We start from the raw sequence: 13560 nt of genomic DNA, 5'->3' as shown, positions 1-13560 counted from the left end.
TCATGATGAGCGCACTCGCACACGGTTGCCGACCCGAAGGGCAGCAATGGGGGGACTCTCCCGCCGCCAGTTCCTGGCGCGTACGGCCGCCCTCGCGGCGGCACTCGGCGTGAGCGTCGAGACCCTCGCCCCGCAGCTTGCTCTGGCCCAGACCGACCCCGGGGAGATCCCGAGCACCCTGCTGCAGACGATCCTCTACGGACCGGTGACGAAGGGCTCGTACCGCACCCTCACCACGGGCGTCGGCGAGCCCTACATCGCCCGCTACGACGTGCTCGGCCGCACCGCCGACCCGACCCGCACGAGTCGCCGACGGTCGCTGCTCTACCTTGGGCACCTCAGCGACCTGCACGTCATCGACGCGCAGTCACCCGGCCGCATCGAGCCGATGATCGTGCAGGACCACTCCGCCTGGGGTTCGGCGTTCCACCCGCACGATCCGCTCAGTCCGCACACGACGGCGGCCATGGTGCAGGCGTTCTCCGACGCCCGCTACTCCCCGCTCACCGGGGTTCCGATGGGCGCCGCCGTCGTCACCGGCGACAGCGCCGACATGCACTCCCACCTCGAGCTGCGCTGGTACATCGACCTCATGGACGGCCTCTCGGTGAACCCGGCGTCCTCGGGCAGCACGTATCAGGGCGTGCAGGCGTGGCCCGAGGCGACGTGGGCGTACCGCCCGAACGATCCGAGCGGCGGATCGTTCGGCGACTACGGGTTCCCCACCCTCCCCACCCTGCTCGACGACGCCATCAGCCACCCGGCGACCTCCCCCGGCCTCCCCGCGCCCTGGTACGCCGTCTACGGCAACCACGACACCCTGCTGCTCGGCACGTTCAACCTCAGCCCCACGCTGCACGCCCTCGCCGTCGGCGGCCGCAAGGCGTACACACTCGAAGCGACGGCATCGATGGCGCTCGCGGGCTACGCCGCCAGCGGCAGCGCCGTCACGCAGCTGCTCGACGCGTTCGGCCTCTGGCTCGGACGCCCCGGCTTCAGAGAGGTCACCGCGAACCCCGACCGCTACCTGTTCGCGCAGCGCGACTTCATGGCCGAGCACTTCACGACCGAGACCCAGCCCGGACCCATCGGCCACGGCTTCACCCAGCACAACCTCGACTCGGGCGAGACCTGGTGGACGGCGCAGCTCTCCCCGTTCGTGCGCGCGATCGGCCTCGACACCTGCAACGCCGTGGCCGGCCCCGACGGGGCCCTCCCCGACGTGCAGTTCCAGTGGCTGAAGGCTCAGCTGCAGCAGGCGACCACCGAGGGCATGCTCGTCGTGGTGCTCAGCCACCACAACAGCCTCACCCTCGAGAATGACGCCCAGCGCCCCGGCGACACCACGGTGCTGCACCATGCCGAAGACGTCATCGACCTGCTCCTGGCCTACCCCGTCGCCATCGCCTGGCTCAACGGCCACACGCACCTCAACCAGATCCTCGCCCACCCGGGTGCGAACGGCGGCGGCTTCTGGGAGATCACGACCGCCTCGTGCATCGACTTCCCGCAGCAGCAGCAGGTGCTCGAGATCGTCGACAACCGCGACGGCACCCTCTCGATCTTCACCACCGTGCTCGACCACGCCTCGGCGGCGACTCCCGCCGGCACCGGCGCGTCCCGCGACCTCGCCGCTCGCGCCCGCGAGTTCGCGGCCAACGACTGGGCCGAATCCCCGGCGATGCGTCGCGGCTCCGCCCTCGACCGCAACACCGAGCTGCTGCTCCCGGCCCCGTTCGACCTCGAGAAGATCACGGATGCCGCGCTCGAGGCCCAGCGCATGACCGAGCGCGCACGCATCCTGGCCCACGAGCAGAAGGCGGCATCGTGAGACGCACCTGGGCGCTGGCCGCGCTCGTCGTGGCCGCGGCATCCCTCACCGCCTGCACCCAGGTGCAGGCCATCGCCCCCGTGGGCGGCACCCACCTCGAAGAGGTGAGGTACGCGGGGATCGACGTGCTGCAATCGGCGAAAATCGAGATACTGACCGCGCCCGTGTGCACGCGAGCCACCGACGGCGGCGTCAGCTGCACCGGCGAGACCCTGACGAAAGAGACGATCACCGTGAGCTCCCCCGCGTCCGCGAAGACGACCCTCATCGTGAAGGTCGGCGACACGACCCTCTACGACGGTGACCTGCAGCCCGTGCTCGACAAGGCGGCCGGCAAATGAGCCGCGTGCGCTCGGGCATCGCCCTCGCGCTCGTCATCGTGCTCGGCGCGGTCGCGCAGGGGTTGACGGCTCTGCCCGCCGTCGGCAGCACCGACACGACGGCGCTCTCGATCATCGGCGTCGTGTCGATCGTGATCGTCGTGGTCGAGGTGTGGCTGCTCGGCTGGGCGGCGTGGGCATTCGCGACCCGTGCGCCCGGTGGGCCGCGCGTCGCAGCCTTCGGGTGGATGTCGCTGCTCGTCATCATCCTGCTGGTCGTCGCCGGCGCCGTCTCGATCCTCGTTCCGCTCGTGCTGACAGCGGCCGGATGCCTCGTGGCCGCGGCATCCGCCGGTCAGCGGCCCTGGCACGGCTTCCGCGTGTTCCGCGCCCACCCGTGGGCCGCGGTGATTCTGCTGGTCGTCGGCTCCGTCGTGCTCACCGTCGCCTGGATCGCCGCGTTCAGCGCCGGATTCTTCATCACCGGCGCCGTCGGCGGAATGATCACCTGGCTCGTATTCGGCATCGCCGGAGGCGGCCTGCTGATCTGGTGGTCGTCGCTCGTGCAGCGCACCGCGGCATCCGCAGCATCATGAGCTTCACGGGCCTCAACCCCGACGCGATCGCGTTCTTCGGCGAGCTCGCCGAGAACAACACGCGCGAGTGGTGGCTGGCGAACAAGCACCGCTACGACGAGAACGTGCGCACCCCGTTCGAGCTGCTCGCGGGCGAGCTCGAACCCGAGTTCGGCGGGCTCAAGATCTTCCGTCCCTACCGGGACGTGCGCTTCAGCGCCGACAAGACGCCGTACAAGACCCACATCGGCATGGTGTCCTCGACGCCTCCGGTCGCGTTCTACCTGCAGCTGTCCGCCGAGGGCCTGCTCGTCGGCGGCGGGGTCTACGACGTTCCGCCGCCCGCACTCGCCCGCTTCCGGGAGATCGTCGCCGACGAGGCATCCTTCGCCCGTCTCGAGCCGGTGCTCGCCGGCCTCACGGATGCGGGGTTCACCCTGATGACGGATGACGCGCTGCGCACCGCACCGCGCGGCTACCCGGTCGACCACCCGCGCATCGACCTGCTGCGGCTCAAGCACCTCGCCGTCGGGCTGCGGGAACCCGTCGAGGACTGGTGGTTCACCCCCGTCGCATACGACGAGATCTCGGCGCACTGGCGCGCGGTCGCACCCTGGCTCACGTGGCTCGCCGAGAACCTCGGCGACGACCTCGTACGCGTGCGCGCCCGCTGAGCGGGCGGGTTGTGCGCGGGCGGGCGCCGCGCGGCCCTGACCTTGGATGCCCCCCGTGCCGCGTGCCCCTTCCCCGGGGCCAGGCTGCCCCTTGGCCCTTGCCCCTTGCCCCTTGCCCGAGGCCAGGCTGCCCCTGCCCGACCCGGGCTGAGCGCACCGTCGGATGTTCTCGCCGACACGCCGGGAGTTCGGACCCAGCACCGGCGGGTCGGGCAGAAGTTCCGACGTTAGGCAGGTCGGCGACCCCCGGGGGTCTGAGTCACGGGGTCTGAGTCACGGCGACGGATCACCCGGCCCGTGGCCGGGCCCCCGGGGCTCGGCCCGGCTCAGTCCTCCCAGCCGATGAGCCAGGTGAGGCCGAAACGGTCGGTGACCTGACCGTCGTGGGCGCCCCACGGGCGCACCTGCAGGTCGTCGACGATCGTGCCGCCATCGGCGAGCGCCTGGAACCACCGGGTCAGGGTGTCGGCGTCGGCGTAGCCGAGCAGCGAGAACAGCACGCCTCGCACGTGCGTGGTCTCCTCCCCCGGGGCGATGTCGGCGGCGAACAGCTCGACCGGTCCACGCAGGATGCCGTGCGCGATCGCCTCGCCCGGCCCGTCCGTGCGCGAGAACTGGGCGAACGTGTAGGCCTCGACCTCACCTCCGAACGCGGCCGCATAGAAGTCCAGCGCGGCACGGGCCTCGCCGTCGAAGTGAAGGTACGGAGCGGGGGCGGTCATGCATCCTCCTCGGGTCGGGGCGGTCCGGCGACGACGGGGTGCGTGCCGGTGTAGCCCTCGCGTGCGGCCGCCGCGGCGTAGATGCCCTTGCGGGCGGCGAACCAGCCGATCACGAGCGCGGGGATGAGCACGATGAGCGAGGCGAGCACCCAGCGCCCGCTCTCCGAGAAGCCCATCGTGACGAGCACGAACAGCAGGAAGGCGAGCGTGAGGTACGAGGTGTACGGCGCGCCGAAGAGGCGGAACGAGGGCTCTTTAAGGATGCCGCGCTTCGCCCACGTCCGCAGCTTGAGCTGGCAGAGGATGATCGTCGCCCAGCCGCCGATGATGCCGAGGGCGGAGATCTCCAGCACGATCTCGAAGGCCTCGGAAGGCCACAGCGCGTTGATGCCGACACCGCAGAGCGTGATGGTGGTGGTGAGCAGGATGCCGCCGAACGGCACGCCGTGACGGCTCATCTTGGCGGTGAACCGTGGGGCGGAGCCGTTGACGGACATCGAACGCAGGATGCGACCCGTCGAGTACAGCCCGGCGTTGAGGCTCGAGAGCGCGGCCGTGAGCACGACGAAGTTCATCACCGACCCGGCGACGGCGCCCGCCTGCGGGGATCCGATGTGGGAGAAGAACGTGACGAACGGAGACTCTCCGGCCTCGTAGGTGGTGAACGGCAGCAGCAGCGAGAGCAGCAGCACCGAGCCGACATAGAAGATCGCGATGCGGAAGACGACGGTGTTGATCGCCTTCGGCATGACCTTCTCCGGCTCGGCCGTCTCACCCGCCGCGGTGCCGACGAGCTCGATCGCCGCGTAGGCGAACACGACCCCCGAGATCGCGAGGAGGGGCGCGACGGCGCCGAGGGGGAACACGCCCCCGTTCTCGGCGATGACCGAGAAGCCCGTCGCACCGATGTCGGTGCGCCCGCCGAACACGATGAAGCAGACGCCGACGACAAGGAAGACCACGAGCGCGCTCACCTTGATGAGGGCGAACCAGAACTCCATCTCGCCGAACAGCCGCACGCTCACGAGGTTGACCGACAGCACCACGACGAGGGCGAGCAGGGCGATCAGCCACTGCGGCACCTGCTGAAGCGGCTCCCAGTACTGCGCCCAGAACTTGACGTACAGAGCTGCTGCCGTGACGTCGACGATCGAGGTCATCGCCCAGTTGAGGAAGTACAGCCACCCCGAGACGAAGGCGAGCTTCTCGCCGTAGAACTCGCGCGCGTACGAGACGAACGACCCCGACGACGGGCGGTGCAGCACGAGCTCGCCGAGGGCCCGGAGGATCAGGAACGCGAAGAAGCCGCAGATCGCGTAGACCAGCACGAGGGAGGGTCCGCTCGAGGCGAGACGTCCGCCGGCCCCCATGAAGAGGCCGGTGCCGATCGCACCGCCGATGGCGATCATCTGGATCTGCCTCGGTCGCAGGGTCTTGTGATACCCGGCGTCCTCGGTGGAGAAGTCCGCGACCGCGAGCGCGCGGTCCCCCGTGGTGCCGATGGGTCCCTCCTGGGCGTCTTCCGGATCGAGCCTGCTCGTGTCGGTGCGGTCTGTCATGCGCTCCCCGTTCGCACGCGGCGGCGCCGCGGTGGAGTCAGTCTCCCACTGCCGACAGCGTCCACGTGACGGATGCTGCCTCCCCCGGCGCGATCGACCGCACCCCGGTGTCGAACGGGTACCGCTCCGCGTTGAAGGCGTCCGGCGCGCACGTCATCGGCTCGACGGCGACGCCGATGCGGTGTCCGGGGCTTCCCGGGCCGCCGGGCTGGTCGGCGGTGCAGATCTGCACCCACGGCGACCCGGCGTCGAAGGTGATGCGCGCGCCTCGGGCCGTGGCATCCGTCACTGTCACGGATGCCACACCCGCGCGGTCACGCGCGAGATCGGTGAACGCGTGGTCGATGCAGACCTCTCCGATCACCCGCGGCGAGCGGAAGTCGAAGCGAGCGGCGTCGACGGCGACCTCGGCGAGGTCGAGCGGCTTCAGGCGCCGCCGGGTGACCTCGAGCACGCGGGAGGCGGGGAGGTGCAGGAGCGCCTCGTCGACGGAGCCCGTCGCCGGAAGGAGGTAAGGGTGGGGTCCCGTGCCGAACGGCGCCGGAGTGTCGGACAGATTGACGGCGGTGACCGTCTGGGTGAGCCCGGAGCCGTCGAGTCGGTAGTCGACGTCGACGCGAACCCGCCAGGGGTATCCGGACTGCGCCGCGATCGTCGTCGTCAGGAGGGCGCGCTCGGGCGTGTGGGCCACGACGGCGAAGTCGTGCCAGCCGACGAGTCCGTGCAGGGCGTGGCCTCGCTCCGGCTCGGTGAGGGCGACGCGATGCGTCTCCCCTGCGAAGCGATACTCGCCGTCGACGATGCGGTTCGGCCACGGCGCGAGCGTCGCGCCCCGGAACGCGGGGCGCACCTCGTCGCGGGCGAACGGGACGATCAGGTCGCGGTCACCGAAGCGGAGGACGCGCACCGTCGCGCCGACCGTGCTCAACTCGGCGAGGTATCCGCCGCCACGAAGGGTCAGCGCGGTGCCGGACAGGGGGGCCGAAGCGTCGATGCTCACGGGGCGATCCTGGCAGACCCGTCGCGCGACGGCCACACGCGGCGCGGAACGCGACCGCGCTGTGGTCGGCCGGTTGCGCCGACATACCCCTCAGGGGTATACAGGATCTGTGACCACGAACAGCCCCGATCAGACGGACGACCACGTGCATCCGCACCCTCAGGTGCACCCGCACTCCCCCGACGCGCCGCGCCACGCAGCGCCGGCACCCGCTGAGGCCCACGAACGGCATGACCATGCGGGGTACGAAGACGACGGCGGGCACGACGGGCACGACGACCACGCGAGTCACTCCGCGCACGACCACGGCGACCACGGCGACGCCACCGTCGCCAGCGACCACACTGACCACGCCGACCACGCCGACCACGCCGACCACGACCACTCCGCGCACGACCACACGGGACACGACCACGCGGGGAACGACCACTCCGGCCACGACCACTCCGCGCACGATCACTCCGCGCACGTCGGCCAGTTCCGTCGCCTGTTCTGGATCATGCTCGTGATCGCCGCGCCCGTCGTCGTCTTCTCGCCGATGTTCGCGATGCTCGTCGGCTACGAGGTGCCCGCGGCATCCGTTCTGTCGTGGGTGTCGCCGGTGCTCGGCACGGTGATGTACGTCTGGGGCGGGCGTCCGTTCCTGGTCGGCGGCGTCGCCGAGCTGCGGGCGCGGCGGCCCGGGATGATGCTGCTCATCGCCCTCGCGATCACGGTCGGGTTCGTCGCATCGTGGGGGGCCTCCCTCGGGCTGCTCGACCACCAGCTCGACTTCTGGTGGGAGCTCGCGCTTCTCGTCGTCGTGATGCTGCTCGGGCACTGGATCGAGATGCGGGCCGTCGCGCAGACGTCGTCCGCGCTCGACGCGCTCGCCGCTCTGCTCCCCGATCGGGCCGAGCGTGTCACCGCCCAGGGCACCGAGTCGGTCGACCCGGCGACGCTGCGGGTCGGCGATGTGGTCGTCGTGCGCCCGGGCGGACGCGTTCCCGCCGATGGGCGCGTGGTGTCGGGAACGGCGGCGATCGACGAGTCGATGATCACCGGCGAATCGCGCCCGGTCACGCGCTCGACCGGCGATGCCGTCGTCGCCGGCACGGTCGCGACCGACTCGGGCCTGCGTGTCGAGGTGACCGCGGTCGGCGACGACACGGCTCTCGCCGGCATCGCGCGGCTCGTCGCCGAGGCGCAGCGCACCACGACCCGCGCACAGCGCATCGCCGATCGTGCCGCGGCGTGGCTGTTCTGGTTCGCGCTGACGGCCGCCGTGGTGACGGCGGTCGTCTGGACGGCGGTCGGCCTGCCTGATGACGCCGTCGTGCGCGCCATCACCGTTCTCGTCATCGCGTGCCCGCACGCACTGGGTCTCGCGATCCCGCTCGTCGTCTCCATCGCGACCGGCCTCGCAGCCCGCGCCGGCATCCTCGTGACCGATCGCCTCGCGCTCGAGAGCATGCGCACGGTCGACGTCGTCGTGTTCGACAAGACCGGGACCCTCACGGCGGGCACTCCCGAGGTGACCGCGCTCGACTCCACGGACGAGAACCGGATGCTGCGCCTCGCCGCCGCTGCCGAGAGCGAGTCGGAGCATCCCCTCGCCCGGGCGATCGTGGCTGCGGCGGAGGGTCGCGGCATCCGACTGCCGGAGGCCCACGACATCGTCACGACCCCCGGCGTCGGGGTCGTCGCCCGCGTCGAGGGACACCGCATCTCGGTCGGCGGCCCGGCCCTGCTCGCCGCCGCCGGACTCGCGCCCGTTGCGGTGGCGCAGGCGTGGAGCACCACCGGGTCGACGGTGCTGCACGTCGTCGTCGACGGCAGCACGATCGGCGCGATCGCGCTCGACGACGCGGTGCGCCCGACCTCGCGGCAGGCGGTCGCCGCGCTGCGGGAACGCGGCGTCGACGTCGTGATGCTGACCGGAGACGCCGAACCGGTGGCGGCGCGCGTGGCTGCCGAGGTCGGCATCACGCGCTGGATCGCCGGAGTGCGCCCCGAGGACAAGGCCGCCGAGGTCGCGCGGCTTCGCGCCGACGGACACCGCGTCGCGATGGTCGGCGACGGCGTGAACGACGCACCCGCGCTCGCGGGAGCCGACGTCGGCATCGCGATCGGCGCCGGCACCGACGTCGCGATCGCCTCGGCCGGGGTCGTGCTGGCGGGGTCCGACCCGCGCGCCGTCGTCTCGGTCATCGACCTGTCACGGGCCAGCTACCGCAAGATGGTGCAGAACCTGTGGTGGGCGGCGGGTTACAACCTGGTCTCCGTACCGCTCGCGGCTGGCGTGCTCGCCCCGATCGGCTTCGTGCTGCCGATGGCGGTGGGTGCCGTGCTCATGTCGCTGTCGACGATCGTGGTCGCCGCCAACGCCCAGCTGCTGCGGCGACTCGACCTGCGCCTGCGCTGACGGCGCGGCCGGTGACGACGCGCTCCGACGCGAGACGCGACGGTTCGCGCGTGGCCGACCTCTCGATGGTTGCCCCGCCGGCCGGCCCCTCACCCGCCGGCGCGGGCGACCACCGCGCGGGCGTGCCGCAACAGCGGCTCGTCGACCATCGCGCCGTCGAACGCGAACACCCCCGCCCAATCCTCGGCGGCGGCGAGCACCGCCCGGGCACGCGCGACCTCCGCCACGGTCGGCGCGTAGGCCGCGCGGACGACGGCGACCTGGGCGGGGTGGATGCATGCGGTCGCGTGGAACCCGGATGCTGCGGCATCCCGTGCCTCCTCGGCCAGCCCCCGCTCGTCGTCGATGTCGATGTGCACGGCGTCGACCGCGGCGAGCCCGTACGCCCCCGCGGCGAGCAGCACGCGCGATCGGGAATGGCGAGCGACGTCGCGGTAGCGACCGTCCCGGGCGCGGCTGGAGGTGCCGCCGAGCGAGGCGACGAGGTCCTCGGCGCCCCACATCAGACCGATCACCGTGGGGAGGGTGGCGAGGGATTCGGCCTCGATGACGCCGCGCGCCGTCTCGCAGAGCGGGATGAGGCGGTAGCGGATGTCGATCGTCGCGAGCGCTGCCGCAGACGCCGCCTTCGCGACCATCAGGGTGCGAAACGGCGTCGTCGCGAGCGCCGCGAGGTCGGCGACGTGGTCGGCGGTTCCGACCGGATTGACGCGCACGATGGTGCGGTCGGGGTCGAGATCTGCAGCAGCGAGGGCCGCCCGGGCCGCGGGTCTGTCGGCGGCGGCAACGGCGTCCTCGAGGTCGAGGATGACGCCATCGGCGCGCTCTGCGGCCTTGGCGAACCGGTCGGGTCGGTCGGCGGGGCAGAACAGCAGCGCGGGCCCCGGCAGCTCGACGCTCATGACTCGCCCCGGTCTCGACACCAGACGAGCACGATCCGGGATGCCGCGGCCACCACGACTCCGTCCTGATTGCGGCCCGTGTGGCGCAGGGTCACAACCCCCTGGCCCGGGCGCGATCCGGAGATGCGCGCGGCGAGCACCTCGGATTCGACGATGAGGGTGTCACCGGCGAACAGCGGCGCGGGGAAGGAGATGTCGTCGAGGCCGACCTGGGCGACGAGCGTGCCCTGCGTGAGCTGCGCGACCGAGAGGCCGACCATGGTCGCGAGGGTCCACAGCGAGTTGATGAGGGGCCGTCCGAACGGCTGGGTGGCGGCGTACGCGGCGTCGAGGTGCAGGGCCTGCGGGTTCATGGTGAGGGTCGTGAACAGCACGTTGTCGGCCTCGGTCGCCGTGCGCCCTGGCCGGTGACGGTAGCGCGCGCCGACCTCGAACTCCTCGAAGTAGAGTCCGCGCTGCTCGATGGGTGCGCGCGGGTCGACAGGCTCAGACACGGGCGGGCTCCTCGAGGCCGAGCGACCGGGAGATCAGAAGCAGCTGCACCTCGGTGGTACCCTCGCCGATCTCGAGGATCTTCGCGTCGCGGTAGTGCCGGGCGACCGGGTACTCGTTCATGAACCCGTTCCCGCCGAACACCTGGGTCGCATCGCGCGCGTTGTCCATCGCGGCCTCGCTGGCGACGAGCTTGGCGAGCGCCGCCTCGGTCTTGAACGGCCGGCCGCCGTCGCGCAGCCGGGCGGCGTAGTGCCAGGCGAGGCGGGCGGTATGCACGCGCGCCTGCATGCGGGCGATGAGGAACTGGATGCCCTGCCTGCCGGCGAGCGCCGACCCGAACACGGTGCGCGACTTGGCGTAGTCGACGGATGCCTCGAGGCATCCTTCTGCGGCACCGGTCGCGAGCGCGGCGATGGCGATGCGCCCCTCGTCGAGCGCCGCGAGGAAGTTCGCGTAGCCGCGGCCCCGTTCGCCGAGGAGGTTCTCCGCCGGCACCCGGGCGTCGACGAAGGTGAGCGGGTGCGTGTCGGAGGCGTGCCAGCCGACCTTGTCGTAGGCGGGCTCGACGGTGAACCCGGGGGTGCCGTTGGGCACGATGATGGTCGAGATCTCGGGGCGTCCGACGCGGGCGCCGGTGACGGCGGTCACCGTCACGAAGCGGGTGATGGCGGTGCCCGAGTTGGTGATGAACTGCTTCGCCCCGTTGATCACCCATTCGTCGCCGTCGAGCCTCGCGGTCGTGCGGGTGGCGCCTGCATCCGATCCCGCCTCGGGCTCCGTGAGACCGAAACCGGCGAGCGCTCGCCCCGCGACGAGGTCGGGGAGCCACCTCTCACGCTGGGCGTCGCTGCCGTGGCGGAAGACGGGCATGGCGCCCAGCCCGATGCCGGCCTCGAGGGTGATCGCGATCGACTGGTCGACGCGTCCGAGCGCCTCGATCGCGAGACACAGGGCCATGTAGTCGCCGCCTTGGCCACCGACCTCCTCGGGGAAAGGCAGTCCGAACAGACCGATCTCCCCCATCTGCGCGACGATGTCGAGCGGCAGGGTGTGGGTGCGGTCGGCCTCGTACGCGCGGGGCGCCACCACCTCGTCGGCGAACGCGCGCACCATCGCGGCGAGCTCGCGCTCGTCGTCGGTGAGGTCGTAGTCGTGCGTGAGCGTCATGGTGTTCCTTCCGGGTGGGGGTCGACGCGGGCGAGCACCTGCCCCAGTCTCACCTGGTCGCCGACGGCGACGTCGACGTGCACCGTGCCGTCGTGGGGCGCGGTGAGGGGGTGCTCCATCTTCATGGCCTCGATCGTGACGATGCGGGTGCCGGCGGTGACCGCATCGCCGTCGGCGTGGTGCACGGCGACGACCGTGCCCGGCATGGGCGCGGCGAGCCGGGGGTCGGATGCCGCATCCCCCCGCTCACGCCGCGCCCGCCGCCGCTCGTCGGCGGCGCGACGGCTGAGCGGGGTGAGCGCCCAGGTGCCGTCGGCGGTGTGCACCCACACGGTGCCGTCCGCATCCCGCGCGCTCTCGCCGGTCACGGGAGCGGGGCGCACCGCGACGACGTCGCCGTCCGCCGTCGCGAACGCCCGCTCGGCGACGACAGCGGGCGCCGAGGCGCGCCACCCGCTTCCCGCCCGCCAGAGCGGCGAGGCGAAAGCGGGCTCCGTCGCGCCGGGCGCGGGGGCTGCGGCGGCCGCGACCCGCAGGGCGGCCTCGGTCGGCGCACGCGGGGCGGGAGGCGGCATCCGCTCGATGATGCCGGTGTCGAGGTCGCCGGCGACGACCGCCGGCAGCGCGATCAGGTCGCGCAGGAATCCGATGTTCGACTCGACGCCCAGCAACACGGTGTCGCGCAGACCGCGGTCGAGCGCGGCGAGCGCGGCGGCCCGGGTGGGCGCGTGCGCGATGACCTTCGCGATCATGGGGTCGTAGTCGGTAGTCACGTGCGATCCGGTCTCGACCGCCGCGTCGGTGCGCACGCCCGGGGCGGGCAGCCAGCGCACCACCTCGCCGGTCGCCGGCAGGAAGCCCCGCTCGGGACTCTCGGCGTACACGCGCGCCTCGACGGCATGTCCGTCGAGCACGACGTCGCTCTGTGCGATGTGAAGCTGCTCGCCCGCCGCGATGCGCAGCTGCTGCTCGACGAGGTCGATGCCGGTGACGGCCTCGGTGACCGGGTGCTCGACCTGCAGCCGCGTGTTCATCTCGATGAAGAAGAAGTCCTCCGGGCGGTCGGCCGACACGAGGAACTCCACGGTCCCGGCACCCCGGTAGTCGACCGATGCCGCGGCCGCGACGGCGGCGGCGCCGAGACGCGCGCGCAGCGCCGCGTCCACGGCGGGCGACGGGGCCTCCTCGACGACCTTCTGGTGGCGCCGCTGCAGCGTGCACTCCCGCTCCCCCAGATGGATGACCGCCCCGTGGGCGTCGGCGAGCACCTGCACCTCGATGTGGCGCGGTCGGGTCACCAGCCGCTCGAGCAGGAGCGTGTCGTCACCGAAGGCGGCCCGGGCCACGCGCCGGGCGGTCTCGAGCGCGGCGGGGAGGGCCGCGGCATCCGTCACGACCTCCATGCCCTTGCCGCCGCCGCCCGCGGAGGGCTTCACGAGCAGCGGGAACCCGACGTCGGCCGCGCGCGCGGCGATCTCGTCGTCGCCGAGCGCCGCCGCACTGAAGCCGGGAACGATCGGCACGCCGTGCGCGGCGACGTGATCGCGCGCACGGATCTTGTCGGCCATGACCTCGAGCGCGCGCTCGCCCGGCCCGATGAAGACGATGCCGGCGGCCGCGCACGCCGCACCGAACGCGGCACTCTCGGACAGGAACCCGTAGCCGGGGTGCACGGCCTGCGCGCCCGTGACCTGCGCGGCCGCGATCAGCGCGTCGATGCTCAGGTAGCTGCGCGCGGCGGCGGCCTCGCCGATGCGCACCGCCTCGTCGGCCTCGCGCAGGTGTGGCGCGTCGGCGTCCGCGTCGCTGTAGACGGCGACCGACCGGATGCCGAGGCGCCGCAGCGTGCGGATCACCCGGCGGGCGATCTCGCCGCGGTTCGCGACCAGCACGGTGTCGAAGAGGGGCACG

The 13560-nt window shown here is 72.1% G+C and carries 12 protein-coding genes; 5 read left to right on the top strand and 7 right to left on the bottom strand.

The window, feature by feature from the left end:
• Window positions 1-46 precede the first annotated feature (46 nt).
• The 4 genes from BGO15_RS02875 to BGO15_RS02860 are packed head-to-tail and all read left to right on the top strand — an operon-like array spanning window position 47 to window position 3400.
• The gene (locus BGO15_RS02875) at window positions 47-1831 is read left to right on the top strand and encodes a TIGR03767 family metallophosphoesterase (RefSeq protein ID WP_056210313.1); all 1785 of its coding nucleotides are present in this window, start codon (window positions 47-49) and stop codon (window positions 1829-1831) included.
• Window positions 1828-2172, top strand: coding sequence for a hypothetical protein (locus tag BGO15_RS02870; RefSeq protein WP_056519176.1), 345 nt, complete (start codon window positions 1828-1830; stop codon window positions 2170-2172). The genes BGO15_RS02875 and BGO15_RS02870 overlap by 4 nt, the downstream gene beginning before the upstream one ends.
• The gene (locus BGO15_RS02865) at window positions 2169-2747 is read left to right on the top strand and encodes a hypothetical protein (protein ID WP_056210315.1); all 579 of its coding nucleotides are present in this window, start codon (window positions 2169-2171) and stop codon (window positions 2745-2747) included. The genes BGO15_RS02870 and BGO15_RS02865 overlap by 4 nt, the downstream gene beginning before the upstream one ends.
• Window positions 2702-3400, top strand: coding sequence for a DUF2461 domain-containing protein (locus tag BGO15_RS02860; RefSeq protein ID WP_056210316.1), 699 nt, complete (start codon window positions 2702-2704; stop codon window positions 3398-3400). The genes BGO15_RS02865 and BGO15_RS02860 overlap by 46 nt, the downstream gene beginning before the upstream one ends.
• A gap of 326 nt (window positions 3401-3726) precedes the next feature.
• On the opposite strand, the gene BGO15_RS02855 is transcribed toward BGO15_RS02860, so the two are convergent.
• The 3 genes from BGO15_RS02855 to BGO15_RS02845 are packed head-to-tail and all read right to left on the bottom strand — an operon-like array spanning window position 3727 to window position 6681.
• A complete protein-coding gene (locus tag BGO15_RS02855; protein WP_045245895.1) occupies window positions 3727-4122 on the bottom strand; it encodes a VOC family protein in 396 nt (131 codons plus the stop codon).
• Window positions 4119-5681, bottom strand: coding sequence for an amino acid permease (locus BGO15_RS02850; protein WP_082486323.1), 1563 nt, complete (start codon window positions 5679-5681; stop codon window positions 4119-4121). Before BGO15_RS02850 ends, BGO15_RS02855 begins: the two co-directional genes overlap by 4 nt.
• A gap of 37 nt (window positions 5682-5718) precedes the next feature.
• Window positions 5719-6681, bottom strand: a complete 963-nt coding sequence (locus BGO15_RS02845) for an aldose 1-epimerase family protein (RefSeq protein WP_082483276.1) — start codon at window positions 6679-6681, stop codon at window positions 5719-5721.
• Between the two features lie 109 nt (window positions 6682-6790).
• Here BGO15_RS02845 and BGO15_RS02840 point away from each other — a divergent pair, with 109 nt between their 5' ends.
• A complete protein-coding gene (locus BGO15_RS02840) occupies window positions 6791-9085 on the top strand; it encodes a heavy metal translocating P-type ATPase (RefSeq protein WP_235557425.1) in 2295 nt (764 codons plus the stop codon).
• An 89-nt stretch (window positions 9086-9174) separates the two neighbouring features.
• Here BGO15_RS02840 and BGO15_RS02835 read toward each other — a convergent pair whose 3' ends face one another.
• From BGO15_RS02835 to BGO15_RS02820, 4 genes are read right to left on the bottom strand one after another with little or no spacing between them, the layout of a single operon-like run.
• The gene (locus BGO15_RS02835; RefSeq protein WP_056210319.1) at window positions 9175-9987 is read right to left on the bottom strand and encodes an HpcH/HpaI aldolase/citrate lyase family protein; all 813 of its coding nucleotides are present in this window, start codon (window positions 9985-9987) and stop codon (window positions 9175-9177) included.
• Window positions 9984-10481, bottom strand: a complete 498-nt coding sequence (locus BGO15_RS02830) for a MaoC family dehydratase (protein WP_045245890.1) — start codon at window positions 10479-10481, stop codon at window positions 9984-9986. The genes BGO15_RS02835 and BGO15_RS02830 overlap by 4 nt, the downstream gene beginning before the upstream one ends.
• Window positions 10474-11649, bottom strand: coding sequence for an acyl-CoA dehydrogenase family protein (locus BGO15_RS02825; RefSeq protein ID WP_056210320.1), 1176 nt, complete (start codon window positions 11647-11649; stop codon window positions 10474-10476). Before BGO15_RS02825 ends, BGO15_RS02830 begins: the two co-directional genes overlap by 8 nt.
• Complete coding sequence (locus tag BGO15_RS02820) at window positions 11646-13559, bottom strand: acetyl/propionyl/methylcrotonyl-CoA carboxylase subunit alpha (RefSeq protein WP_056210395.1); 1914 nt, start codon at window positions 13557-13559, stop codon at window positions 11646-11648. The genes BGO15_RS02825 and BGO15_RS02820 overlap by 4 nt, the downstream gene beginning before the upstream one ends.
• Between the last annotated feature and the right edge of the window lies 1 nt (window position 13560).

Origin of the sequence: Microbacterium sp. 71-23, from assembly GCF_001897265.1 — a bacterium.
Lineage (GTDB): Bacteria > Actinomycetota > Actinomycetes > Actinomycetales > Microbacteriaceae > Microbacterium > Microbacterium ginsengisoli.
The sequence above is the reverse complement of the archived record's forward strand: the minus strand, read 5'-3'. Positions and strand labels throughout refer to the sequence as shown.

Bases quoted from the DNA above. Each gene is read 5' to 3' on its own strand.
- BGO15_RS02875 (WP_056210313.1), top strand. From the start codon at position 47: ATGGGGGGACTCTCCCGCCGCCAGTTCCTGGCGCGTACGGCCGCCCTC.
- BGO15_RS02865 (WP_056210315.1), top strand. From the start codon at position 2,169: ATGAGCCGCGTGCGCTCGGGCATCGCCCTCGCGCTCGTCATCGTGCTC.
- BGO15_RS02855 (WP_045245895.1), bottom strand. From the start codon at position 4,122: ATGACCGCCCCCGCTCCGTACCTTCACTTCGACGGCGAGGCCCGTGCC.
- BGO15_RS02850 (WP_082486323.1), bottom strand. From the start codon at position 5,681: ATGACAGACCGCACCGACACGAGCAGGCTCGATCCGGAAGACGCCCAG.
- BGO15_RS02835 (WP_056210319.1), bottom strand. From the start codon at position 9,987: ATGAGCGTCGAGCTGCCGGGGCCCGCGCTGCTGTTCTGCCCCGCCGAC.
- BGO15_RS02825 (WP_056210320.1), bottom strand. From the start codon at position 11,649: ATGACGCTCACGCACGACTACGACCTCACCGACGACGAGCGCGAGCTC.